We start from the raw sequence: 22473 nt of genomic DNA, 5'->3' as shown, positions 1-22473 counted from the left end.
TTGCGCCGGACGGGCGATATCGAGCGGTTCGTCCGGCGCTGCTCCGCCGTTTCGCGGGGCGGATGTGAAAGAGAGTCAGACGAAAGGTCGATTTATATGACAATCTGACTCGAAGGAAAGCGCATGTCTGCCTCCTCACCTCCGCGCCCCACCGTCCGCCGCCCCGCCCTCACCGCCGCCGCGGCCCTCGCCCTCGGGCTGGCCGGAGCCGCCCTGGCCGGGGCGCCCGTCGCCCACGCCGCCCCCGGCGACAACGGCGACGTGAAGATCCACAACCTGGGCACCCCGTTCACCGACCAGCGCAACGAGCCCAAGGTCTGCGGGTTCTACCTCGACGGGTTCAACTTCGACCCGAAGCAGAACATCAGCTGGTCGATCCAGACGCAGCCGCTGCGGGCGGGCGGCGCGGCCCTCAACGGCGCCATCGCCCTGCCCACCGGCGTCGGCCACACCCTGCCGCTGACCCTCCCCGACGGCCAGTACAAGCTCACCTGGAACATCGTCGGGGGCAACGGCGCCGGCAAGACGAAGGTCTTCAAGGTCGACTGCAGCCCGGTCACCGGCCCCTCGGGCGTCCCGAGGAGCATCCTGCCCAACGGCGGCCCGAACGCCGGCGGCGGCGGACTGGCCGGGAACGACGGCGGCCTCACCGACGGGGTCTCCCCGGCGGCGGGCGCGGCTGCCCTCGGTCTCGTGGGCCTCTCCGGGGCGCTCTTCGTGCGACGGCTGCGCCGGCGCGGCCATGGCGACGCGTAACGGCTCCCCCAGGCCCCTCCACCGCACCCGCGCCTACCGGCTGACGCGGACGGCGGCGCTGGCCGCGGCCCTGGTCGTCGGCGGCGTCTGGTGGTCCCAGGACGACGGGTCTCCCGCACCGGTCGCCGTGGGCGCCGCGGGGGCCGGGGGCGCGGCGGCGCCCTCGGCCCCCACGGGGGGCGACGGGGACAGGCGGCCCCCGGCCGTCGCGGGCGCCAAGCCGGGGGCCGGGCGCCCCGGTGCGGGCGGCCCCGCCGGGCGCGGCCGGTCCGCCGGGCCCGCCGCTCCCCGCCCGCCCCGGCCCCTGCCGCCGTCCAGGGCGACCGCCCTCGCCATCCCGTACTTCAGCCTGAAAGCGCCGGTCGTCGGCCTCGGGCTCGACCCGGCGCACCACCTGGCCACCCCGCCGGTCGACGACCCCAAGCTGGTCGGCTGGTACCAGGGCGGCCCCACCCCGGGCGAGGCGGGCACGGCCGTCGCCGTCGGCCACCGCGACACCCGCACCGGGGCGGCCGTCTTCGCCAACCTCTCGATGCTGCGGCCCGGCCGGCCGGTCGAGGTCCGGCGGGCCGACGGCCGGACCGCGGTGTACACGGTGGACGCGGTCCGCAAGTACGACAAGGCGGGCTTTCCCGACGAGGAGGTGTACGGCCCGCGGAACCGGCCCGAACTGCGGCTCATCACCTGCGGCGGAAAGTTCGACCGCAAGAAGGGCTACGAGGGCAATGTCGTGGTCTTCGCCCACCTGACCGCCGTCCGGGGCCCCGGGCGGACCGCATAGCCTCCTCCTGCCGGGGCCGGGCGCCCCTGGTGCCGGAAAACTACCGGCGCTAGTTTGGGTGCACTGTCCCAGACCCAGGAGGAGCGCGATGAAGGTCCACGACGGGATGTACACGGGCGGCCGGTGGACGCCCGCCGCGGGTGGCGACACGATCGCCGTGGTGAACCCGGCGGACGAGCGGGTCATCGCCCACGTCCCGGCGGGTACCGCCGAGGACGTCGACGCGGCGGTGCGCGCGGCCCGCGCGGCGCTGCCGGGCTGGGCCGCGACCCCGCCCGCCGGGCGCGCCGCGCTGATCGCCGCCCTGCGGGACCGGCTCGCCGCGCGCACGGACGAGATCGCCGCGACCGTCACCGCCGAGCTCGGGGCGCCCGAGCAGTTCGCCCGGCAGGTGCACGTCGGCCTGCCGATCGCGGTCGCCGGTTCGTACGCCGAACTCGCCGCCGGCCACCCCTTCGAGGAGCGGATCGGGAACTCCACGGTCCTCCACGAGCCGGTCGGCGTGGTCGGCGCGATCACGCCCTGGAACTACCCGCTGCACCAGATCGTCGCCAAGGTCGCGCCGGCGCTCGCTGCGGGCTGCACGGTCGTGCTCAAGCCCGCCGAGGACACCCCGCTCACCGCGCGGCTCTTCGCCGAGGCGGTGCACGAAGCGGGCCTGCCCGCCGGGGTGTTCAACCTGGTCACCGGTCTCGGCCCGGTCGCCGGCCAGGCACTCGCCGCGCACGAGGGCGTCGACCTCGTCTCCTTCACCGGCTCCACGGCCGTCGGCCGGCGGATCGGCGCCACGGCGGGCGGGGCCGTCAAGCGCGTCGCCCTGGAGCTCGGCGGCAAGTCCGCCAACGTCATCCTGCCCTCCGCCGACCTCGCCAAGGCCGTCGCCGTCGGTGTCGCCAACGTCATGAGCAACTCCGGGCAGACGTGCAGCGCCTGGACCCGGATGCTGGTCCACACCGACCGGTACGAGGAGGCGGTCGAGCTCGCGAAGGCGGCCGTGGCCAAGTACCCGGTGGGCGAGCGCGTCGGCCCGCTGGTCAGCGCCCGGCAGCGGGAGCGGGTGCGCGGCTACATCGAGCAGGGCGTTGCGGAGGGCGCCCGCCTGGTCGCGGGCGGCGCCGGGGCCCCGCTGGAGCGGGGGTACTACGTGGCGCCCACCGTCTTCGCGGACGTCACCCCGGAGATGACCATCGCCCAGGAGGAGATCTTCGGCCCGGTCCTCTCGCTGCTGCGCTACGAGGACGAGGAGGACGCGCTGCGCATCGCCAACGGCACCGTGTACGGGCTCGCGGGCGCGGTCTGGGCCGGGGACGAGGCCGAGGCCGTGGCCTTCGCGCGGCGGATGGAGACCGGCCAGGTGGACATCAACGGCGGCCGGTTCAACCCGCTGGCCCCGTTCGGCGGCTACAAGCAGTCCGGCGTCGGCCGCGAGCTCGGCCCGCACGGCCTGGCCGAGTACCTCCAGACCAAGTCCCTGCAGTTCTGACCCCCGGCCCCGACACCCACCTCCGGCACCCGATTCCGACGACCCGTTCCGACGCCAGTTCCGACGCCCAGCCCCTGCCGACTTTCCGAACCCGGGAGCACCTCGTGGTCCGCGCCGCCGTCCTTCCCTCCATCGGTTCCCCGCTGGAGGTCACCGAGATAGAACTCCCCGAGCCCGGCCCCGGCCGGGTGCGGGTCCGCCTCGCCGCCGCCGGGGTCTGCCACTCCGACCTGTCGCTCTCCAACGGCACCATGCGGGTGCCGGTCCCCGCCGTCCTCGGCCACGAGGGCGCCGGCACGGTCGTCTCCGTGGGCGAGGGGGTCACCTCGGTGGCGCCGGGCGACGGCGTGGTGCTCAACTGGGCGCCCTCGTGCGGCGCGTGCCACCCCTGCTCGCTGGGCGAGGTCTGGCTCTGCGTGAACGCGCTGAGCGGCGCGGGCGCGGTGTACGCGCGCACCGCGGCCGGGACCGAGCTCCACCCCGGTCTCAACGTCGCCGCGTTCGCCGAGGAGACGGTGGTGGCGGAGAACTGTCTGCTGCCGCTGCCCGAGGGCATCCCGCTCACCGAGGCCGCCCTGCTCGGCTGCGCGGTCCTCACCGGCTACGGCGCCATCCACCACTCGGCCAGGGTGCGCGAGGGCGAGACGGTCGCGGTGTTCGGTGTCGGCGGCGTGGGCCTGGCCACCGTCCAGTCGGCCCGTATCGCGGGCGCCGCCCGGATCGTGGCGGTCGACGTCTCCCCGGCGAAGGAGGAGCTGGCCCGGCGGGCGGGCGCCACCGACTTCGTCGTGGCCTCGGAGACGACCGCCAAGGACATCCGCGGGCTGACCGGCGGCCACGGCGTGGACGTGGCCGTGGAGTGCGTCGGACGCGCGGTGACCATCCGTGCCGCCTGGGAGTCCACCCGGCGCGGCGGGCGCACCACGGTCGTCGGCATCGGCGGCAAGGACCAGCAGGTCTCCTTCAACGCCCTGGAGATCTTCCACTGGGGCCGTACGCTCTCCGGCTGCGTCTACGGCAACAGCGACCCGGCCCGCGACCTGCCGGTGCTCGCCGAGCACGTCCGGGCCGGGCGGCTGGACCTGGGGGCGATGGTCTCGGAGCGGATCGGGCTCGACGGGATCCCGGCCGCGTTCGAGAACATGCTCGCGGGCCGGGGCGGCCGGGCCCTGGTGGTCTTCTGACGGGCCCCGCCCGCCAGGGCGTGTTGCACGCCCTAGCAGGTCCCGCCCGCGGCCTCCGGCTCCGGCACCACCGGGACGCTCACGCCCACCGGTTCCGTACGGTCCGTACGGCGCCGGGGGCGGGAGCGGGAGACCGCCACGCCCGCGAGGCAGAGTGCGCCGCCGACGAGGGTGAGCCAGGCGGGGACCTCGTCGAGGAGCAGCCAGGACATCAGCACCACGAGCGTCGGCACCACGTAGGTGGTCGCGCCCATACGGCCCGCCGTCGTACGGGCCAGGGCGTACGCCCAGGTCGTGAAGGCGAGCGCGGTCGGGAAGACACCGAGATAGACCATGTTCAGGGTCGCCGGGACCGGCGCGCCGGCGGCGTCCGCCACCAGCTGCCCGCTGAACGGCAGACAGACCGCGGTCCCCACCAGACAGCCGAAGAAGGTGACCTGGAGCGCGCTGCCGTGGGCGAGCGCCGGCTTCTGCGCCACCACTCCGGCCGCGTACGTCACAGCCGCCAGCAGGCACAGCGCCACCCCCAGGACGTTGGCGCCGCCCCCGCCGGACATCGACAGGCCGACCGCCACCGCGCCCGCGAACGAGACGCCCATGCCCGCCACCAGCCGGGGCGGCAGCCGCTCGCCGAGGAAGCGGGCGCCGAGCAGGGCGATCAGGATGGGCCCGATGTTGACGATCATCGCGGCCGTCCCCGCGTCCACCTGCTGCTCGCCCCAGTTGAGCACCACCATGTAGAGGCCGAACCACAGCAGTCCGGAGAGGGCTATGCCGCGCCAGGCGGCCCGCGGCGGCAGCCCCTCGCGCCGGACGGCCATCAGCACGCCGAGCACCACGGTGCCCGAGAGCAGGCGGCCCAGGGCGAGCGCCCCGGGGGAGTAGGCGTCACCGGCGCTGCGGATCGACACGAAGGCCGAGGCCCACAGCACCACGGACACTCCGGCGGCGGCGAGGGCGAGCCGTTCGGAGCGGCGGCCGGTGTGCGAGGAGTTCGTCATGTGACGACGGTACGGCCGCAACTGTTCGGCGCTCACCGAATTATCGGCCGCCGCCCTGTTCCCGGGTCACCGCAGGCTCGCCTTCTCCACCCCGAGCAGCTCCGACAGCGCCTCCTCGCCCGCCGGCGTCACCCGCACCGCCCGCTCGGACCCGATCCGTACGCACCACTCGGCCTCCAGCGCGTGCGCGCACAGCACGGCTCCGGCCACCCCGGCCAGATGCGGGCGGCGCTCGGTCCAGTCCAGGCACGACCGGACCAGCGGGCGCTTGCCCCCGGAGGCGAGGTCGAGCCCCAACTCCCGGTACCAGCGCACCCCTTCGCGCGTCAGCGCGAACCCGGCGTCCTGGGTGAGCAGGCCCCGTACCGTCATCGCGTCCGTGACGGCGATGCCGAGGCGGCCGGCGAGGTGGTCGTAGCAGGTGCGCCCGCGGGCCATCGCGCTGCCCGCCGAGGCGGCCCGCAGGGTGCGCGGCCGGTCCGGGGCCGCCGTCCGGGCCGCCAGTTCCTCGACGAGATGGGCGGTTCCGGCGTCGGCCAGGCGTACGTACCGGTGCCGCCCCTGCCGCTCCTCGCGGAGCAGACCGCCGGCCACCAGTTTGCCCAGGTGCTCACTGGCCGTGGAGGGGGCGACCTTCGCGTGCCGCGCCAGCTCACCGGCCGTCCAGGCCCGCCCGTCCAGCAGCGCAAGACAGAAGGCCGCCCGGGTCTCGTCGGCGAGCAGCGAGGCGAACGCGGCCAGTCCGGATCCCGTCGTGGTTGTCATACCTCAAGGATGCCGCCGTCACCGTTCGGCCGGGGCCGAACCGTGGGCGCGGCGGCCGGGGCGGCCGGGCAGTGCGTCGTACTGCGTCTGGAGGCCGTCCAGCAGGGCGCGCAGCCCGGTCCCGAAGGCGCCCTCGTCGATCTCCTCCTGGCGCTCGGCCAGCAGATGGGCCTGGCCGAGGTGGGGGTAGTCGGCCGGGTCGTACGCGCTCTCGTCGGCCACGAAGCCGCGGGCGAAGGAGCCCAGGGCCGAGCCCATGACGAAGTAGCGCATCAGCGCGCCGATGCGGGTGGCCTGGGCGGGCGGCCAGCCCGCCGCGACCATCCCGCCGAAGACCGCGTCCGCGAGCCGCAGGCCGGCCGGGCGGCGGCCGGGGCCCTGGGCGAGCACCGGGACGATATGGGGGTGGCGGGTGAGGACCGCGCGGTAGGAGACGGCCCAGTCGTGCAGCGCGGTGCGCCAGTCGCGGCCGTCGTCCGCCTCGAACATCGACAGGTCGACCTGGGCCGAGGTCGCGTCCGCCACCGCCTCCAGGATCTCGTCCTTGGTGCGGAAGTGGTTGTAGAGGGAGGGGCCGCTCACCCCCAGCTCGGCGGCGAGGCGGCGGGTGGAGACGGCCGCGAGCCCTTCGGCGTCCACGAGCGCGCTCGCCGCAGCGACGATGCGGTCGTGGCTGAGGAGGGGCTTGCGCGGTCGGGCCATGCGGCACATAGTAGGCCTGCGCGCAGAAAACTAGCAGTGGTAATTAAATGGTGGCCGACCGGCCGCCCGGACTACCTGGGGTGCGAGCGGGATGAACCTGGAGCTGAGCGAGGAGCAGGCCGCGGTGCGGCGGCTCGCCGAGGACTTCGTCGCCCGCGAGGTCACCCCCCACGCCGCCGCCTGGGACCGCGCCGAGAACGTCGACCGGTCGATCGTGAAGAAGCTCGGCGCGCTGGGGTTCCTCGGGCTCACCCTCCCCGAGGAGTACGGCGGCTCGGGCGGTGACCACCTGGCGTACTGCCTGGTCACCGAGGAGCTCGGGCGCGGCGACTCCTCGGTGCGCGGCATCGTCTCCGTCTCGCTCGGCCTGGTCGCCAAGACCCTCGCGCACTGGGGCAGCGAGGAGCAGAAGCGCGCCTGGCTGCCCCGGCTGGCCTCCGGCGAGGCGCTGGGCTGCTTCGGGCTGACCGAGCCCGGGACCGGCTCGGACGCCGGGAACCTGGCGACCCGGGCGGTCCGCGACGGCGGCGACTACGTGATCAACGGCTCCAAGATGTTCATCACCAACGGCACCTGGGCCGATGTGGTGCTGCTCTTCGCCCGCACCAACGACACCCCCGGCCACCGCGGGGTCTCCGCCTTCCTGGTGCCTACCGACACCCCCGGCCTGAGCCGGCGCCCCATCCACGGCAAGCTCGGTCTGCGCGGGCAGGCGACCGCGGAAGTGGTCCTCCAGGACGTCCGGCTGCCCGCGGACGCGCTGCTCGGACCGGAGGGCAAGGGGTTCTCGATCGCCATGTCCGCGCTGGCCAAGGGGCGGATGTCGGTGGCGGCGGGCTGTGTCGGCATCGCCCGCGCGGCGCTGGACGCGGCGGTCGCGTACGCGGGGCAGCGCGAGCAGTTCGGCCGGTCCATCGCCCACTACCAGCTGGTGCAGGAGCTGATCAGCGACATCTCGGTGGACGTGGACGCGGCCCGGCTGCTGACCTGGCGGGTCGCCGATCTCATCGACCGGGGCGAGGAGTTCGCCACCGCCGCCTCCAAGGCCAAGCTCTTCGCCTCCGAGGCCGCCGTGCGCGCGGCCAACAACGCCCTCCAGGTGTACGGCGGTTACGGCTACATCGACGAGTACCCCGTCGGCAAGCTGCTGCGCGACGCGCGCGTGATGACGCTGTACGAGGGCACCAGCCAGATCCAGAAGCTGATCATCGGCCGCGCGGAGACGGGCGTCTCGGCCTTCTGAGTACGTCCTGAGTACGGGAGCGGATGTGGCACCGGACACATCCGCCGCATGCTGGGCCCATGAGTGAGACACCGGTCAAACAGCAGAACACGGCCGCGTACTACGGACAGGCCGTCGCGTCCTTCGCCCTCGCCCTCGGGGCCACGGCGATCGGCATCACCCGGCTCCACGCCGACGCCTGGGTGCGCGGTTTCCTGGGGATAGCCGTCCTCTACCTCGTCACCTCCGCCTTCACGCTCGCCAAGGTGGTCCGCGACCGCCAGGAGGCCGGGCAGATCGTCAGCCGGGTCGACCAGGCCCGTCTGGAGAAGCTGCTCGCCGAGCACGACCCGTTCCAGAAGCTGTAGCGCTCTCTCTAAGCGCTTGCTCACCTTCGGGGTATGGTGTTCGTCCGAAGGAAGGGGCAGGCGATGGGTGCGGCTGAGGAGATGGCGGTCGGCGAGGACAGGCCGTGGGGCGAGGTCACGCCCGAGGCCGCCCGGAGGCTGCTCGTCGCCGCCGTGGAGGCCTTCGCGGAGCGCGGCTACCACGCCACGACGACCCGGGACATCGCAGGCCGCGCCGGGATGAGCCCGGCGGCGCTCTACATCCACTACAAGACCAAGGAAGAGCTGCTCCACCGGATCAGCCGGATCGGCCACGACAAGGCGCTGGAGATCCTGGAGACGGCGGCGGACGCCGGGGGCACCGCCGCCGAACGCCTCGCGGACGCCGTGCGCTCCTTCGTCCGCTGGCACGCCGGGCACCACATGACGGCCCGGGTGGTCCAGTACGAACTCGACGCGCTCGGCGAGGAGCACCGCACCGAGATCGTGGGACTGCGCCGGCGCAGCGACGCGGCCGTGCGGCGCATCCTCAACGAGGGTGTGGCGGCGGGCGAGTTCGACGTGCCGGACGTGCCCGGCACCACCCTCGCGGTCCTGTCGCTCTGCATCGACGTGGCCCGCTGGTTCAACGTGGACGGGCGCCGCACGCCCGACGAGGTCGGCGCGCTCTACGCCGGCCTCGTGCTGCGGATGGTCGGGGCGCGGGGCGCGTAGCGCCGGATCAGAAGAAGTACCGCGACACCGACTCCGCCACGCACACCGGCTTCTCGCCGCCCTCGCGCTCGACGGTGACCTTCGCGGTGACCTGCACCCCGCCGCCCGCCTCCACCACGTCGGTGAGGACCGCGGTGGCCCGCAGCCGTGAGCCGACCGGGACCGGGGCGGGGAAGCGCACCTTCTCGGTGCCGTAGTTGATGCCCATCCTCATGCCCTCGACGCGCAGCACCTGCGGGACGAGCGCGGGCAGCAGCGAGAGCGTCAGATAGCCGTGGGCGATGGTCGTCCCGAACGGCCCGGCCGCCGCCCGCTCCGGATCGACGTGGATCCACTGGTGGTCCCCGGTGGCGTCGGCGAACAGGTCGATGCGGTGCTGGTCGATCTCCAGCCAGTCGCTGTACCCGAGCGGCTCGCCCACTCCGGCCTTCAGCTCGTCGGCGGAGGTGAAGATCCTCGGCTCTGCCATGCCCGGTTCCTGCCTCTCTCGCATGATTAGGCTGCCTTCGCGCCTGAGCTGTCCAAGCGCTTGCTCAGCATGGTGGGGGCGGTGCCCGCTGTCAACGGTGGTCCCACCCGCGCAGTAGGGTTCGAGGAGTGCCGCAGATTCCAGAGAAGGTCCATGAGCTCACGGTCGGTCAACTCTCCGCCCGTAGCGGGGCCGCCGTGTCCGCTCTGCACTTCTACGAGTCCAAGGGTCTGATCAGCAGCCGCCGCACCTCGGGCAACCAGCGCCGCTACAGCCGCGACGTGCTGCGCCGGGTCGCCTTCGTCCGGGCCGCCCAGCGCGTCGGCATCCCGCTCGCCACCATCCGGGACGCCCTCGCCGAACTCCCCGAGGAGCGCACCCCCACCCGCGAGGACTGGGCGCGGCTCTCCGAGACCTGGCGCTCCGAACTCGACGAGCGCATCAAGCAGCTCAACCGGCTGCGCAACCACCTCACCGACTGCATCGGCTGCGGCTGTCTGTCGCTGGAGACCTGTGTCCTGTCCAATCCGGACGACATCTCCGGCGAGCGCCTGACCGGCTCGCGGCTGCTGCCCGAGCGCGGGAAGCAGCAGCGGACCGCGCCCGCGCCCGCGACCGGCACCGCTTCGTGCGAGACCTGTTAGCCGTACGGGACGGGCCGGCGGTGAGCGGCGGAGGGCGGAACGCCTCCGGACGACGCGGGGGCGGCACGGGGCGGCCCCCGGCCGCGTCCGCCCCCGCGTGTCTCAGGCCACCGACGCCAGTTCGCGGTGCCGGACCGCCTTGGCCCGCACCAGCGCCTCGGCGGTCAGCACCGGCTGGGGCACCAGGATGCCGCAGCCGGTGCAGACCGGCCCGCACCACGGGTCGTGGGCCAGATCGCGCTGCCACACCAGCCGCTGCCCGTCGCAGACCGGGCAGGCGGAGCCCGGCACCGCCCGCAGGGCCGCGATGATCCGGCGGAGCACCTCGGCCAGCGGCTGCGCCGGGTGCACCGACGGGTCCTCGCACCAGGCCACCCCGAAACCGCCCCAGGTGCGCCGGTGCCAGTCGTCGAAGGAGCCCGGGATCCGCAGACCCGCGTGCTTCTCACGTTTCCTGCGGGCCGCGAACTCCGCCTCGTACCGGAGCCAGACGGCCCGCGCCGCCTCCAGCTCGTCGAGCGCGGCCACCAGCCGCGCCGGATCCGGGGCCCGGTCCTCGGGCCCGATGCGATGCCTCTCGCACAAGTGGTCCCAGGTCGCCCGGTGTCCATAGGGGGCGAACCGCTCAAGGCACTTGCGCAGCGAGTACCGGCGCAGTGCGAGATCGTTTCCTGGGTCGCGGACTTGTCTCGCAAGGCTGCGGAAACCGGCCATGGCCCTGCCACCTCCGTCGCTCGTCTATCGGCGAATGTTCGGCGTCGAGGAATGGACGTACGGCTACCCGATCCGGCTCCATCGAAAATCGGATGGGCCCCATCAGACGGTGCTGACCGGAATCCGTCGCACGCCCCCCGGAGTGCTCCGGGCGCCCCACCCCCTCGCGCTGTGCGGATTCCGGGGAGGTCACGCACGTTCGGGAAAGGTGACGTGTGTTCATCTTCCCTCCTGCGGTACCCCTCAGTAACCTCCGCCGCATCGGTCCTCCCTAGGAGCACGCATGCGACGACCCACCGCACGCTTCAGAACCGCCACCGCCGCCACCGTGATCGCCCTCTCGGCGGCCCTCCTCGCCCCCCTCAGCCGGGCCGGCGCCGCCGAACCCCCCAACGGTGACTACTGCCTCGGGCAGTGCGGCGACATCCTGCCGCCCGGCGAGAACGGCAACGCCACCCTCGTCGAGATCCTCGGCAACAAGGCCTTCGGCACCCATCCCGCGCACAGCGACGACCAGCTCGGCAAGTACGACGCGCTGGTGGCCGGCCAGTCCTCGCTCACCGACGACAAGCTCAACTCCTTCTTCAACGACGCCTCCTTCGGGGTGCCCAGCGCCCAGGTGGCCTCCACCAGCTCACCGCGCCCCGACGTCACCATCACCCGGGACAAGGCCACCGGCGTCCCGCACGTCAAGGGCACCACCCGCTACGGAACCGAGTACGGCGCCGGGTACGCGGCCGGCCAGGACCGGCTCTGGCTGATGGACCTCTTCCGCCACATCGGGCGCGGCGAGCTCACCTCGTTCGCGGGCGGCGCGCTCGCCAACCAGGGCCTGGAGCAGGAGTTCTGGCCGCAGGCCCCGTACACCGAGGCCGACCTCCAGGCGCAGGTCGACCGCATCCGCACCACCAACGGCCCGCGCGGCGAACAGGCGATGGCCGACGCGCAGGCGTACGTGGACGGCATCAACGCCTACGCCAAGCAGTCCAAGGACGGCCGGTACTTCCCCGGCGAGTACGTCCTCACCGGCAAGATCGACGCCATCACCAACATCGGCGAGATCCAGCCGTTCAAGCTCACCGACCTGATCGCGCTGGCCTCCGTCGTCGGCGGGCTCTTCGGCGGCGGCGGTGGCGGCGAGGTGCAGGCCGCGCTCTCCCTCCAGGCCGCCCAGGCCAGGTACGGCGTCGCCGAGGGCACCAAGGTGTGGGAGTCCTTCCGCGAGCGCAACGACCCCGAGGCCGCGCTCACCGTCCACGACGGCACCAGCTTCCCGTACGCGACGAAGCCCGCGAACCCGCAGGGCACCGCCATGCCCGACCCCGGCACGGTCGTCCCCGAACAGCTCGTCTACGACCGCACCGGCTCGGCCGTCACCGGGGCCAGGGCCGATGTGCGCGTCCCCGAGCGGCTGAAGCCGCTCAAGGGGATCTTCAACAGCGGCGCCGTGCCCGGCTTCGACATCGGCAGGCCGCGCGGGATGTCCAACGCCCTCCTCGTCTCCGGCAGCCGCACCGCGAGCGGCAATCCGGTCGCCGTCTTCGGCCCGCAGACCGGCTACTTCGCACCCCAGCTGCTGATGCTCCAGGAGATCCAGGGACCCGGCATCAGCGCCCGGGGCGCCTCCTTCGCCGGCGTCGGCATGTACGTCCAGCTCGGCCGGGGCCAGGACTACGCCTGGTCGGCCACCTCCGCCGGGCAGGACATCACCGACACCTACGCCGTCGAGCTCTGCCAGGACGACACCCACTACCTCTACCGGGGCGTGTGCACCCCGATGGAGAAGCTGGAGAAGGCCAACGCCTGGAAGCCGACCACCGCCGACAACACGGCCGCCGGCTCCTACCGGATGCAGGTGTGGCGCACCGACTACGGCATCGTCACCGCCCGCGCCAAGGTCGCCGGCAAGCCGGTCGCGTACACCTCGCTGCGCTCGACCTACCGCCACGACGCCGACTCGATCATCGGCTTCCAGATGTTCAACGACCCGGGCTTCGTCAAGGACGCGGCCACCTTCCAGCAGGCCGCCCAGCACGTCGACTACGCCTTCAACTGGTTCTACGCGGACTCCCGCACCGCCGCCTACTACAACAGCGGCAAGAACCCGGTGCGCAACCCCGCCGTCGACCCCTCGCTGCCGATAGCCGCCGACCGCGCCTACGAATGGCAGGGCTACGACCCCACGTACAACACCGCCGACTACACCCCGCCCGCCCAGCACCCGCAGTCGGTCGGACAGGACTACTACATCTCCTGGAACAACAAGCAGGCCAAGGAGTACACCTCCGCCGGGTTCGGCAACGGCTCGGTGCACCGGGGCAACCTCCTCGACGACCGGGTGAAGGCGCTCGTCGCCCAGGGCGGTGTCACCCGCTCCGCGCTCACCCGGGCCATGGCCCAGGCCGCCGTCACCGACCTCCGGGGCGAGGACGTGCTGCCCGAGCTGCTGAGGGTCGTCCGGAGCGCCCCCGTCACCGATCCCCAACTGGCCACCGCCGTCCAGCAACTGGAGTCGTGGAAGGCGGACGGCTCCCAGCGCAGGGAGACCGCGCAGGGCTCACGCGTCTACACCCACCCCGACGCGGTGCGGCTGATGGACGCCTGGTGGCCGCTGATGATCGAGGCCGAGTTCCGGCCGGGGCTCGGGGACGGGCTGTACGCGGCGCTCACGTCGGTCCAGTCCGTCGACGAGGCGCCCTCGGCCGGGCACGGCCCGACCGGGGCGCACGCCGGGTCCTCGTTCCAGAGCGGCTGGTGGAGCTACGCGGACAAGGATCTGCGGACGCTGCTGGGAGAGCCCGTGCAGGGACCGCTGGCCCGTACGTACTGCGGCGACGGGAAGCTCTCCGCCTGCCGTGACGCCCTGCTCGCCACGTTGAAGCAGGCCGCGGCGAAGACGCCGGCCCAGGTGTATCCCGGTGACGCGGGATGCTCGGCCGGGGACCAGTGGTGTGCCGACTCCATCGTCCAGCGCCCGCTGGGCGGGATCGGCCACACCGCGGTCAACTGGCAGAACCGGCCCACGTATCAGCAGGTGGTGGAGTTCGCCTCGCACCGCTGAGCGCTGACGCGGGGCGTTGTCCACCGGCTCCACCGGCGGCGGCCGGTGGAGCCGTACGGCGGTCCGTCCGCTAGCGGGCGCGGCCGATCCGGCCCGCGGCCAGCACCACCCGCGCCAGCTCCGGATGGCAGATGTCCGAGTGGGCGCCCGCCGGGGGGCCGCCCGCTCGGACCACCGACTCCGTGTTCACGCTCACGCAGCCCGAGTCGGGCACCCCGTGGCGCAGGACCTCCGCGAGGGTGAGTTCGGTGCAGGGGGCCACCGACTGGATGCCGTCGTGCCCGATCGCCCACCAGCGGCGGTCGAGCTCCAGCAGGCCCCGGTAGTCCCCGGCCAGCTCGGACGCCAGCGGGTAGATCACCCCGAGCGCGGTGTCGAAGCGCGAGTAGCAGGAGACCACCGGGCCCTCCACGCGCCGCTGGAGGGCTGCCAGCGCGCCCGACCCGTCGAGTCCGGACGGCAGCCGCTCCGCGAACGCGTAGTGCGAGAAGGCCCCTTCGAGCAGGGTCACCGACCTGACGTTGCGCACCCCCTCCGCCAGCCCCTTGAGCGCGAAGGCGACCAGCCGGCCGCCCTGGCTGTGGCCGACCAGATGCACCCGCATCGCCGGTCTGGCCCGGGCCAGCTCCCCGAGCAGGGGCCCGAGACCGAGCTGTCCCACCTTCCCCGCGCGGCGCTTCATCTCGTAGTACGTGGTCTGGCGCAGCACCTCCTTGGCGCCGTCCCACAGGTGCTTGAGCGAGCGGCCCAGCGAGAACGGGGTGCCGGGCGGGTCAGGGTCGATGCGCATCCCGGTGTCGCGCAGGGCGAGCGCGAACCGCTGGAACAGCCCGAGCGGGTCGTCGGTGAGGAGCACCGCGCCGCCGCCCGCGTGGTCCACCGTGTCGGCCGCGAACCCGGGCGGTTCCCCCTCGTCCGCCACCAGCCGGCGGGTCAGCAGGCCGAAGCGGCGCAGCGCCTCCTCGTCGTCCGGGCGCTCGTCGAGCAGCCCGGCCAGCTCCGCCACGGTCGCCTCGTGGCCCGGGAAGGCCCGTCTGAGGGCGTCCACGGTCGCCGGGTCCAGGCCCGCGCACTCCTCGGTGGCCAGGGCGGTGTGCGGGAAGTCGGGGATGTCCTCGTCGGCGAAGCGGATGGAGGGCCAGATGATGCCCGCGTATCCCAGCCGCACCCCGGCCGCGGCCGGGCCCGCCTCGGCCAGCAGGGCGGGGAAGGGGGCGAAGAAGCGGCGGTAGAGGTCGGTCGCGACCGACGGGGTGTTGTTCCAGCCGTGCGAGAACATCACCAGATCGGTGACGTCCAGCTCCGCGAGGGCAGCCCGCCCGTCCGGGGCGGCGTCGCCGTCCGCGTCGAAGGTGATCTCTCTGTACGGCTCGACTCCGATGTCCGCCATGGCGGGGCCCTCCGGTCCGTTCGCTGACGATGGGGCGTGGCTGGGGCCTCACATCGTCCCGCCGGAACCGGAGGGCCGGCCATACGCAGGACATCGCAGAACGGAAGCGAACGCGGGAGCGACCGGGGAGGTCAGAGCCGGTGCGCCGCCGTCACCCGGTGCAGGTGCACCAGGACGTCGAACGAGGGTCCGAGCCGGACCTGTTCCGGGTCCTGGGGCCAGGAGTTGCCGATGGACCGCGTCGGCCGGAAGGAGGCGAGCCACTCCTTCGCCGGGCCGGCGACCCGGCGCAGATCGAGGTAGTAGTCGCGCCGTGAGACCCGCTCCAGGACCTCCTCGTTGCTGCCCGGCCCGGGCGGTCCGACGGTGAACTCGCGGATCGGCTCGGCGGGGTCGTCCAGGTCGAGCGCGTTGAACGAGCCCTGGCCGAAGGTGAACCCGATGTTCATGTACGCGGCCCCGACCAGCTCCCGGATGTAGGCGCCCTGGGCCTTCGGGTACTCATCGGTGAGCGTCGGGACGTACGCCACATGGCCGTTGTGCGCCGACAGCAGCATCCGGTGGCCGGTCCGGTGCTGCCACCACACCGTGTTCTCCGCCATCACCTGGTCGCGGTAGCGCCGCGACTCCTTGAGCTGGGCCGGGTCGAAGAAGTCGAAGGACCACAGGGTGCCGGTCTGGGCGATGGTGCGCGCGTACTGGAGGATCCAGGCGTGCTCGGCCCGGTCCGGGCCGGGGTTCCGGCTCCGCAGCAGGTCGTACGCCCGGCGCACCTCCCGCGCCTGCCGCGCGCGGTCGGCGAGCGGGCGCTTGATCATGGCGTCCATGGTGGCGCCGACGCCCGCGGTGGGCCGGGAGTCCTTGTAGAGGGCGGTGAGTTCGGGCAGCAGGTCGGGCCAGTACCGGGCGGTGTAGGCGCTCACCCGGTCGAAGAGCTCGGGGCCCGCGTACCCCATGTCGTCGCCCATGAACTGGACCTTGCGGGCGTGGTGCAGGTTGTAGCCGCGCATCCAGCGGATCAGGTCCAGGTACTCCCGGGTCTGCCACATCGCGTACGAGCCCTGGAACTCCTCGCGCGCGATCCGCTCGGGGTCGCCCTCGCCGCGCAGCACATAGGCGTTGATCCGCATCCCGGAGGACCAGGCCGTCTCCAGGGCGAAGGTGGTGAAGCCCTTCTCCTCGACGAGGTACTGGAACACGCGCCGCTTGGTCGCGAAGAACTCGTGCGAGTTGTGCGTCGCCTCGCCCAGACCCACGATGTCCGCCCGGCCGACCATACGGCCGAGCGGCCGGAGGTCGTCGAGGGGCCGGGCCGAGTGCGCCAACTGCCGTTCGGGGGTGGCGGGTCCGGTGGCCCGTGCCGTCGGGACGGCCGCGGTGAACAGGCCGAGCGTCAGGCCCAGCAGCAGGAGTAAGGCAGGGCGGGACCGGTGGTGGGTGTCGTGGAACAGATGCATGGCCCCAGCCTGTCGGCCGGGCGGGGGGCCGGCCCATCCCGCCAGCCACCGTCCCCGCCGGGGGTTTTCCCCCGGGCCGCTCACCGGTAGAGCAGATACTCCGCGCGCGTCGCCTTGAAGGCTGTGAGTCCGTCCTGCCAGGCGCCCACCACCTCGTCGGTGTCCGCACCCGCGTCGATCAGGGTGCGGACGTTCGCCGACCCGGTGAGCTTGTCGATCCAGTGGTCGGGCCGCCAGGCGAAGCCGCTCCACACCTTCTTCGCCGTCACCAGGAGCGCCACCCCGGTGCGCACCGGGTCGTACGACACGCGGTCGTGGACGTGGAGCTGGAGGCCGCCGACCGTCCTGCCCTGGAACTTGGAGAAGGCGGGCGTGAAGTACGCCTCGCGGAAGCGGACCCCGGGCAGGTCCAGGGCGTTGGCGGCGGCGGCCCAGCGCGCGTCGATCCCCTCGGCGCCGAGCAGTTCGAACGGCCGGGTGGTGCCGCGCCCCTCGGAGAGGTTGGTGCCCTCGAACAGGCAGGTGCCCGCGTAGACCAGCGCCGTGTCGGGGGTGGGCATGTTGGGGCTCGGCGGCACCCACGGCAGCCCCGTGGAGTCGTAGAAGTCCTCCCGCCGCCAGCCCGTCATCGCCACGGTCCGCACCCCCACGCGCCCGCCGAGGAACTCGGCGTCGAAGAGCCGGGCCAGTTCGCCCACCGTCATCCCGTGCGCCTGCGCGATCGGCTCGCGCCCGACGAAAGTCGCGAACGCCCTGTCGAGCACGGGTCCGCTCGCCGCCCGGCCGGTCACCGGGTTCGGCCGGTCCAGGACCACGAACCGCTTCCCGGCGAGGACGGCGGCCTCCATGCAGTCGTAGAGCGTCCAGATGTACGTGTAGAAGCGCGCCCCCACGTCCTGGATGTCGAAGACGACCGTGTCCACGCCCGAGGCGGTGAAGACGGCGGCGAGCGCCTGCCCGCTGACGCCGTACGTGTCGTACACCGGCAGTCCGGTGGCCGGGTCGTCGTGGCGCCCCTCGGAGCCGCCCGCCTGGGCCGTGCCCCGGAACCCGTGCTCGGGGCCGAACACCGCGACCAGGCCGGCGCGCGGGTCGGCGTGCATCACGTCCACGATGTGCCGGACGTCGGCCGTCACGCCGGTCGGGTTGGTGACCACACCGACCCGGCGGCCCTCCAGCGCCCGGTACCCGTCGGCGGCCAGCCGGTCGAAGCCGGTCCGCGGGCGGGCCGGGTGGTGGCGGGCGGGAGCCGCGCCCACGACCGCCGCGCTCGCCGCCACGGTCCCCGTCCCCGCCAGCAGTCCCCGTCTGGACAGGCTCATCGGCGTACCTCCCCGGCCCGGTCGCGCGCGGTGTCCTGGCCCCGCACGGTAGCGCGCGGCCGGGCGACGGGGAACGAGCCGCACGCAACGGTTGGCCACGTCCCCTTCCGTCCGTACATACCGACTGGTTAGTCTGCTCATTGGTCGACATGTGGAGAGGCGGATTCCCGATGGGTTCGGACAGCGACGTCCAGGGCGCGGCAGTGGTGGTCACCGGGGCGGGCGGCGGCATAGGCGCCGCGCTCGCGCGCAGATTCGCGGCGGAGGGCGCCCGGGTCGTCGTCAACGACCTGGACGAGGCCAAGGCCCGCAGGACGGCCGAGGAGATCGGCGCGATCGCCGTCCCCGGTGACGCCTCCGGCGTCGTCCCGCTCGCCCGCGAGGCGCTGGGGGGACGGATCGACGTCTACTGCGCCAACGCGGGCCTCGGCTCCGGCGGCTCCGAGGCCGCCCCCGAGGACGTCTGGGCGGCGGCCTGGGACGTCAACGTGATGGCGCACGTCCGCGCCGCCCGCGAGCTGCTGCCCGAGTGGCTGGAGCGCGGCGGCGGCCGGTTCGTGTCGACGGTGTCGGCCGCCGGGCTGCTCACCATGATCGGCGCGGCCCCGTACAGCGTCACCAAGCACGGCGCCCTCGCCTTCGCCGAGTGGCTCTCGCTCACCTACCGCCACCGGGGGGTCAGGGTCCACGCGATCTGCCCGCAGGGCGTACGCACCGACATGCTGGCCGCCACCGGCTCGGCCGGGGACCTGGTCCTCGCGCCGACCGCGATCGAGCCCCCGGCCGTGGCCGACGCGCTCTTCACGGCGATGGCCGAGGAGCGGTTCCTGGTGCTGCCGCACCCCGAGGTGGCCCACTTCTACGGTGTGCGGGCCGGCGATCCGGACCGCTGGCTCACCTCCATGAACCATCTCCAGCAGAAGTGGGAGGCGGGCCAGGCATGAGCTCCCGGTACGCGACCAGGCCCTGGCTCGGGCAGCTCACCGAGGCCCAGCGGGCGCCGGTCAGCCCGCCCGCGAGCGTGGTGCACGCCTTCCGGGCCGCCGTCCTGCGCGCCCCCGACCGCACCGCCCTCGCCTACTTCGACGGGCGGCTCACCTACCGCGAGGCCGACGCGCTCTCCGACTCCGTGGCCGGCCATCTCGCCGCCCGGGGCCTCCAGAGCGGCGACCGGGTCGCGATCATGCTCCAGAACACCCCGCACTTCGTGATCGCGCTGCTCGGCGCCTGGAAGGCGGGCGCGACCGTCGTCCCGCTCAACCCGATGTACAAGTCGGCCGAGGTCGGGCACGTCCTGGGCGACTCCGAGGCAGCCGCGCTGATCTGCTCGGACCGGGCGTGGGAGGCGTATCTGCGGGGCACCGCGGCCGGCTCCTGCGTGCGGATCGCGCTCACCGCCTGCGAGCTCGACCTCCAGAGCCGCGACGACGCGCGCGTGCTCGCCTTCGAGCGGCTGCCCCGCCCCGCCGACACCGACGACCTGCTGGCCGTCGCCCGGCAGGGGCTGCCCGCCCCGGGCGGACGCGAACCAGCCCCCGACGCCACGGCGCTGATCAGCTACACCTCGGGGACCAGCGGCACCCCCAAGGGCGCCATGAACACCCACCGGGGCATCACCTACAACGCCGAGCGGCAGCGCACCGGCCACCCGATCCCCGAGGGCGCCGCCTACTACGCGCTGGCCCCGCTCTTCCACATCACCGGCATGGTCTGCCAGCTCGCCGCCTGCGTCGCCAACGCGGGCACGCTGGTCCTGTCCTACCGCTTCCACCCCGGCGTGGTCCTCGACGCCTTCGCCGAGCACCGGCCCGCCTACACCGTCGGCCCCTCCACCGCCTTCATGGCCCTCGCGGCGGCCCCCGGCGTCACCCGCGAGCACTTCGACTCCTTCCGGGTGATCTCCTCGGGCGGCGCGCCGCTGCCGCCCGCGCTCGTGGAGAAGTTCCGGGACACCTTCGGCCCGTATCTGCGCAACGGCTACGGGCTGACCGAGTGCACGGCCCCCTGCGCCTCGGTGCCGCCCGAGCGGGAGGCGCCCGTGGACCCGGTCTCGGGCACGCTCTCGGTGGGCCTGCCCGGCCCCGAGACGGTCGTACGGATCGTCGGCGAGGACGGCGAGGAGGTGGACTTCGGCGAGCAGGGCGAGATCGTGGTGCGCGGCCCGCAGGTGGTGCCCGGCTACTGGCGCCGCCCCGAGGCCACCGCCGAGACCTTCCCCGACGGCGAACTGCGCACCGGGGACATCGGGTTCATGGACCGCGACGGCTGGCTCTACGTCGTCGACCGCAAGAAGGACATGATCAACGCGTCCGGCTTCAAGGTGTGGCCGCGCGAGGTCGAGGACGTGCTCTACGGCCACCCCGCGGTGCGCGAGGCGGCCGTCGTCGGTGTCCCCGACCCGTACCGGGGCGAGAACGTCAAGGCGTACGTGAGCCTGCGCCCCGGCGCCGAGGCGACACCCGCCGAGCTCTCCGCGTACTGCGAGGAGCGGCTGGCGGCCTACAAATATCCGCGGCAGGTCGAGGTCCTCGCGGAGCTTCCCAAGACGGCGAGTGGGAAGATCCTGAGGCGGGAACTGCGTTCCCGCCACTGAAACGGCGCGAAAGCGCGGGTGAACACGCGAGAGAGAGGCGGCGACGGCATGGCCAGGACGACGGACGGGAGCGGCACCCCCGTCCCCCAGAGGCTGCTGGCCGCCGCCACCCGCCTCTTCGCGGAGAACGGGTACGACAGGACCTCGGTCCAGGAGATCGTCGAGGCGGCGGGCGTCACCAAGGGGGCGCTCTACCACTACTTCGGCTCCAAGGAGGACCTGCTCCAGGAGGTGTACGCGCGCGTACTGCGCCTCCAGCAGGAGCGGCTGGACGCCTTCGCGGACGCGGACGCGCCGGTGGAGCGGCGGCTGCGCGACGCGGCGGCCGACGTGGTGGTCACCACCATCGACAACCTCGACGACGCGTCCATCTTCTTCCGCTCGATGCACCACCTCAGCCCCGAGAAGAACAAGCAGGTGCGGGTCGAGCGGCGCCGCTACCACGAGCGGTTCCGGGCGCTGATCGAGGAGGGCCAGACGGCCGGGGTCTTCTCCACGGCCACCCCGGCCGACCTGGTGGTGGACTACCACTTCGGGTCGGTCCACCACCTGTCCACCTGGTACCGGCCGGACGGCCCGCTCACCCCGCAGCAGGTCGCCGACCACCTCGCCGACCTGCTGCTGCGGGCCCTGCGCCCCTGACCGGGGCCGGCTACAGGTACTTCTTCAGCTCCCGGCGGGCCAGCGAGCGCTGGTGGACCTCGTCGGGCCCGTCCGCGATACGCAGGGTCCGCGCGGAGGCCCACAGCTCGGCCAGCGGGAAGTCCTGGCCGACGCCGCCCGCGCCGTGCACCTGGACGGCCTTGTCGATGATGTCGAGGACCGTCCGGGGCGTGGCGATCTTGATGGCCTGGATCTCGGTGTGGGCGCCCTTGTTGCCCACCGTGTCCATCAGCCAGGCGGTCTTCAGCACCAGCAGCCGCAACTGCTCCACCGCCACGCGCGCGTCCGCGATCCACTCCTGCACCACGCCCTGCTGGGCGATCGGCCTGCCGAACGCGGTACGGGCCGCCGCGCGCCGGCACATCAGCTCGATGGCCCGCTCGGCCATGCCGATCAGCCGCATGCAGTGGTGGATCCGGCCGGGCCCCAGGCGCGCCTGGGCGATGGCGAAGCCGCCGCCCTCCTCGCCGACCAGGTTCTCCACGGGCACCCGCACGCCGTGGAAGAGGACCTCGGCGTGGCCGCCGTGCGCGTGGTCCTCGTAGCCGTACACCTGCATGGCGCGGCGGACCTCGACACCCGGCGTGTCACGCGGCACCAGCACCATCGACTGCTGGCGGCGGACGTCCTCGTTGTCCGGGTCGGTCTTGCCCATCACGATGAAGATCTTGCAGTCGGGGTTCATCGCCCCGGAGATGTACCACTTGCGGCCGGTGACGACGTACTCGTCGCCCTCCCGCGCGATACGGGTCTCGATGTTGGTGGCGTCCGAGGAGGCCACCTCCGGCTCGGTCATCGCGAAGGCCGACCGGATCTCCCCGGCGAGCAGCGGCTCCAGCCACCGCTTGCGCTGCTCGTCCGAGCCGAACTGGGCGAGCACCTCCATGTTCCCGGTGTCCGGCGCCGCGCAGTTCAGGGCGGTGGGCGCCAGATGCGGGGAGCGGCCGGTGATCTCGGCGAGCGGCGCGTACTGGAGGTTGGTGAGCCCGGCGCCGTGCTCGGCGTCGGGCAGGAACAGGTTCCACAGCCCCCGGCTGCGGGCCTCGGCCTTCAGCTCCTCCACCACGGCGGGCGTGTCCCACGGCGACTTCAGCAGCAGGCGCTGCTCGTGGGCGGTGGTCTCGGCCGGGTAGACGTGGCTCTCCATGAAGGAGAGCAGCTTGGCGCGCAGCTCCTGGGTGGGTGCGTCGAATGCGAAGTCCATG

General features: G+C 73.3%; 21 protein-coding genes. 12 read left to right on the top strand and 9 right to left on the bottom strand.

The window, feature by feature from the left end:
* The first annotated feature begins 123 nt into the window (after positions 1-123).
* The 4 genes from ACZ5ID_RS22895 (at position 124) to ACZ5ID_RS22880 (ending at position 4204) form a co-directional block, all read left to right on the top strand.
* A complete protein-coding gene (locus tag ACZ5ID_RS22895; RefSeq protein ID WP_468900902.1) occupies positions 124-756 on the top strand; it encodes a hypothetical protein in 633 nt (210 codons plus the stop codon).
* Entirely contained in the window at positions 743-1537 is a 795-nt protein-coding gene (locus ACZ5ID_RS22890; protein WP_468900899.1) for a class F sortase, read from the top strand. The genes ACZ5ID_RS22895 and ACZ5ID_RS22890 overlap by 14 nt, the downstream gene beginning before the upstream one ends.
* Positions 1538-1625: 88 nt before the next feature.
* Positions 1626-3020: an aldehyde dehydrogenase family protein gene (locus tag ACZ5ID_RS22885; protein WP_468900897.1), complete on the top strand. Its 1395-nt coding sequence runs from the start codon at positions 1626-1628 to the stop codon at positions 3018-3020.
* Positions 3021-3124: 104 nt separating this feature from the next.
* A complete protein-coding gene (locus tag ACZ5ID_RS22880) occupies positions 3125-4204 on the top strand; it encodes a Zn-dependent alcohol dehydrogenase (RefSeq protein ID WP_468900894.1) in 1080 nt (359 codons plus the stop codon).
* A 32-nt stretch (positions 4205-4236) separates the two neighbouring features.
* Here the strand turns inward: ACZ5ID_RS22880 and ACZ5ID_RS22875 are convergent, their stop codons facing one another.
* From ACZ5ID_RS22875 to ACZ5ID_RS22865, 3 genes are all read right to left on the bottom strand, one after another.
* Entirely contained in the window at positions 4237-5205 is a 969-nt protein-coding gene (locus ACZ5ID_RS22875) for a DMT family transporter (RefSeq protein ID WP_468900891.1), read from the bottom strand.
* A 66-nt stretch (positions 5206-5271) separates the two neighbouring features.
* The gene (locus ACZ5ID_RS22870) at positions 5272-5970 is read right to left on the bottom strand and encodes an ArsR/SmtB family transcription factor (RefSeq protein ID WP_468900888.1); all 699 of its coding nucleotides are present in this window, start codon (positions 5968-5970) and stop codon (positions 5272-5274) included.
* A gap of 18 nt (positions 5971-5988) precedes the next feature.
* Positions 5989-6672 (bottom strand): TetR/AcrR family transcriptional regulator, encoded by a 684-nt coding sequence (locus ACZ5ID_RS22865; RefSeq protein ID WP_468900885.1) that lies wholly within the window; start codon positions 6670-6672, stop codon positions 5989-5991.
* 91 nt (positions 6673-6763) lie between these two features.
* Between ACZ5ID_RS22865 and ACZ5ID_RS22860 the strand changes: the two genes are divergently transcribed.
* From ACZ5ID_RS22860 to ACZ5ID_RS22850, 3 genes are all read left to right on the top strand, one after another.
* Complete coding sequence (locus ACZ5ID_RS22860; RefSeq protein WP_406553851.1) at positions 6764-7915, top strand: acyl-CoA dehydrogenase family protein; 1152 nt, start codon at positions 6764-6766, stop codon at positions 7913-7915.
* 59 nt (positions 7916-7974) lie between these two features.
* Positions 7975-8262, top strand: a complete 288-nt coding sequence (locus ACZ5ID_RS22855; RefSeq protein ID WP_358836023.1) for a YiaA/YiaB family inner membrane protein — start codon at positions 7975-7977, stop codon at positions 8260-8262.
* Positions 8263-8325: 63 nt separating this feature from the next.
* Positions 8326-8955 (top strand): TetR/AcrR family transcriptional regulator, encoded by a 630-nt coding sequence (locus tag ACZ5ID_RS22850; RefSeq protein ID WP_468900881.1) that lies wholly within the window; start codon positions 8326-8328, stop codon positions 8953-8955.
* A gap of 7 nt (positions 8956-8962) precedes the next feature.
* Here ACZ5ID_RS22850 and ACZ5ID_RS22845 read toward each other — a convergent pair whose 3' ends face one another.
* Positions 8963-9424, bottom strand: coding sequence for a MaoC family dehydratase (locus tag ACZ5ID_RS22845; protein ID WP_358836025.1), 462 nt, complete (start codon positions 9422-9424; stop codon positions 8963-8965).
* 128 nt (positions 9425-9552) lie between these two features.
* Here ACZ5ID_RS22845 and soxR point away from each other — a divergent pair, with 128 nt between their 5' ends.
* Positions 9553-10068, top strand: coding sequence for a redox-sensitive transcriptional activator SoxR (soxR, locus tag ACZ5ID_RS22840; RefSeq protein WP_468900877.1), 516 nt, complete (start codon positions 9553-9555; stop codon positions 10066-10068).
* 102 nt (positions 10069-10170) lie between these two features.
* On the opposite strand, the gene ACZ5ID_RS22835 is transcribed toward soxR, so the two are convergent.
* Positions 10171-10782, bottom strand: a complete 612-nt coding sequence (locus ACZ5ID_RS22835) for a hypothetical protein (RefSeq protein ID WP_468900875.1) — start codon at positions 10780-10782, stop codon at positions 10171-10173.
* A gap of 283 nt (positions 10783-11065) precedes the next feature.
* On the opposite strand from ACZ5ID_RS22835, the gene ACZ5ID_RS22830 reads away from it, so the two are divergent.
* Positions 11066-13843 carry a penicillin acylase family protein gene (locus ACZ5ID_RS22830; protein WP_468900872.1) on the top strand — a complete coding sequence of 926 codons (2778 nt, stop codon included), beginning with the start codon at positions 11066-11068 and terminating at the stop codon, positions 13841-13843.
* 70 nt (positions 13844-13913) lie between these two features.
* On the opposite strand, the gene ACZ5ID_RS22825 is transcribed toward ACZ5ID_RS22830, so the two are convergent.
* From ACZ5ID_RS22825 to ACZ5ID_RS22815, 3 genes are all read right to left on the bottom strand, one after another.
* Entirely contained in the window at positions 13914-15233 is a 1320-nt protein-coding gene (locus ACZ5ID_RS22825; protein WP_468900870.1) for a lipase family protein, read from the bottom strand.
* A gap of 131 nt (positions 15234-15364) precedes the next feature.
* A complete protein-coding gene (locus tag ACZ5ID_RS22820) occupies positions 15365-16690 on the bottom strand; it encodes an erythromycin esterase family protein (protein ID WP_468900868.1) in 1326 nt (441 codons plus the stop codon).
* An 80-nt stretch (positions 16691-16770) separates the two neighbouring features.
* Positions 16771-18012 carry an exo-beta-N-acetylmuramidase NamZ family protein gene (locus ACZ5ID_RS22815; RefSeq protein WP_468900865.1) on the bottom strand — a complete coding sequence of 414 codons (1242 nt, stop codon included), beginning with the start codon at positions 18010-18012 and terminating at the stop codon, positions 16771-16773.
* A gap of 170 nt (positions 18013-18182) precedes the next feature.
* Between ACZ5ID_RS22815 and ACZ5ID_RS22810 the strand changes: the two genes are divergently transcribed.
* Genes ACZ5ID_RS22810 through ACZ5ID_RS22800 form a run of 3 tightly spaced genes read left to right on the top strand, consistent with a single transcriptional unit; the run spans position 18183 to position 21247 of the window.
* On the top strand, positions 18183-18956 hold the full coding sequence (locus tag ACZ5ID_RS22810) for an SDR family oxidoreductase (RefSeq protein WP_468900862.1): 774 nt from the start codon (positions 18183-18185) through the stop codon (positions 18954-18956).
* Positions 18953-20605 (top strand): class I adenylate-forming enzyme family protein, encoded by a 1653-nt coding sequence (locus ACZ5ID_RS22805; protein WP_468900859.1) that lies wholly within the window; start codon positions 18953-18955, stop codon positions 20603-20605. Before ACZ5ID_RS22810 ends, ACZ5ID_RS22805 begins: the two co-directional genes overlap by 4 nt.
* Before the next feature lie 48 nt (positions 20606-20653).
* A complete protein-coding gene (locus ACZ5ID_RS22800) occupies positions 20654-21247 on the top strand; it encodes a TetR/AcrR family transcriptional regulator (RefSeq protein ID WP_468900856.1) in 594 nt (197 codons plus the stop codon).
* Positions 21248-21257: 10 nt separating this feature from the next.
* Here the strand turns inward: ACZ5ID_RS22800 and ACZ5ID_RS22795 are convergent, their stop codons facing one another.
* Complete coding sequence (locus tag ACZ5ID_RS22795) at positions 21258-22472, bottom strand: acyl-CoA dehydrogenase family protein (RefSeq protein ID WP_468900853.1); 1215 nt, start codon at positions 22470-22472, stop codon at positions 21258-21260.
* Position 22473 lies beyond the last annotated feature (1 nt).

This window comes from Streptomyces sp. NPDC031670, from assembly GCF_055580545.1.
Note: the sequence above shows the minus strand (reverse complement) of the source record. Positions and strands in the feature narration are given on the sequence as shown.

Bases quoted from the DNA above. Each gene is read 5' to 3' on its own strand.
- ACZ5ID_RS22825 (WP_468900870.1), bottom strand. From the start codon at position 15,233: ATGGCGGACATCGGAGTCGAGCCGTACAGAGAGATCACCTTCGACGCG.
- ACZ5ID_RS22860 (WP_406553851.1), top strand. From the start codon at position 6,764: ATGAACCTGGAGCTGAGCGAGGAGCAGGCCGCGGTGCGGCGGCTCGCC.
- ACZ5ID_RS22855 (WP_358836023.1), top strand. From the start codon at position 7,975: ATGAGTGAGACACCGGTCAAACAGCAGAACACGGCCGCGTACTACGGA.
- ACZ5ID_RS22800 (WP_468900856.1), top strand. From the start codon at position 20,654: ATGGCCAGGACGACGGACGGGAGCGGCACCCCCGTCCCCCAGAGGCTG.
- ACZ5ID_RS22885 (WP_468900897.1), top strand. From the start codon at position 1,626: ATGAAGGTCCACGACGGGATGTACACGGGCGGCCGGTGGACGCCCGCC.
- ACZ5ID_RS22815 (WP_468900865.1), bottom strand. From the start codon at position 18,012: ATGAGCCTGTCCAGACGGGGACTGCTGGCGGGGACGGGGACCGTGGCG.
- ACZ5ID_RS22810 (WP_468900862.1), top strand. From the start codon at position 18,183: ATGGGTTCGGACAGCGACGTCCAGGGCGCGGCAGTGGTGGTCACCGGG.
- ACZ5ID_RS22805 (WP_468900859.1), top strand. From the start codon at position 18,953: ATGAGCTCCCGGTACGCGACCAGGCCCTGGCTCGGGCAGCTCACCGAG.
- ACZ5ID_RS22820 (WP_468900868.1), bottom strand. From the start codon at position 16,690: ATGCATCTGTTCCACGACACCCACCACCGGTCCCGCCCTGCCTTACTC.
- ACZ5ID_RS22875 (WP_468900891.1), bottom strand. From the start codon at position 5,205: ATGACGAACTCCTCGCACACCGGCCGCCGCTCCGAACGGCTCGCCCTC.
- ACZ5ID_RS22830 (WP_468900872.1), top strand. From the start codon at position 11,066: ATGCGACGACCCACCGCACGCTTCAGAACCGCCACCGCCGCCACCGTG.
- ACZ5ID_RS22865 (WP_468900885.1), bottom strand. From the start codon at position 6,672: ATGGCCCGACCGCGCAAGCCCCTCCTCAGCCACGACCGCATCGTCGCT.
- ACZ5ID_RS22845 (WP_358836025.1), bottom strand. From the start codon at position 9,424: ATGGCAGAGCCGAGGATCTTCACCTCCGCCGACGAGCTGAAGGCCGGA.
- ACZ5ID_RS22795 (WP_468900853.1), bottom strand. From the start codon at position 22,472: ATGGACTTCGCATTCGACGCACCCACCCAGGAGCTGCGCGCCAAGCTG.
- ACZ5ID_RS22870 (WP_468900888.1), bottom strand. From the start codon at position 5,970: ATGACAACCACGACGGGATCCGGACTGGCCGCGTTCGCCTCGCTGCTC.
- ACZ5ID_RS22890 (WP_468900899.1), top strand. From the start codon at position 743: ATGGCGACGCGTAACGGCTCCCCCAGGCCCCTCCACCGCACCCGCGCC.
- ACZ5ID_RS22895 (WP_468900902.1), top strand. From the start codon at position 124: ATGTCTGCCTCCTCACCTCCGCGCCCCACCGTCCGCCGCCCCGCCCTC.
- ACZ5ID_RS22835 (WP_468900875.1), bottom strand. From the start codon at position 10,782: ATGGCCGGTTTCCGCAGCCTTGCGAGACAAGTCCGCGACCCAGGAAAC.
- ACZ5ID_RS22850 (WP_468900881.1), top strand. From the start codon at position 8,326: ATGGGTGCGGCTGAGGAGATGGCGGTCGGCGAGGACAGGCCGTGGGGC.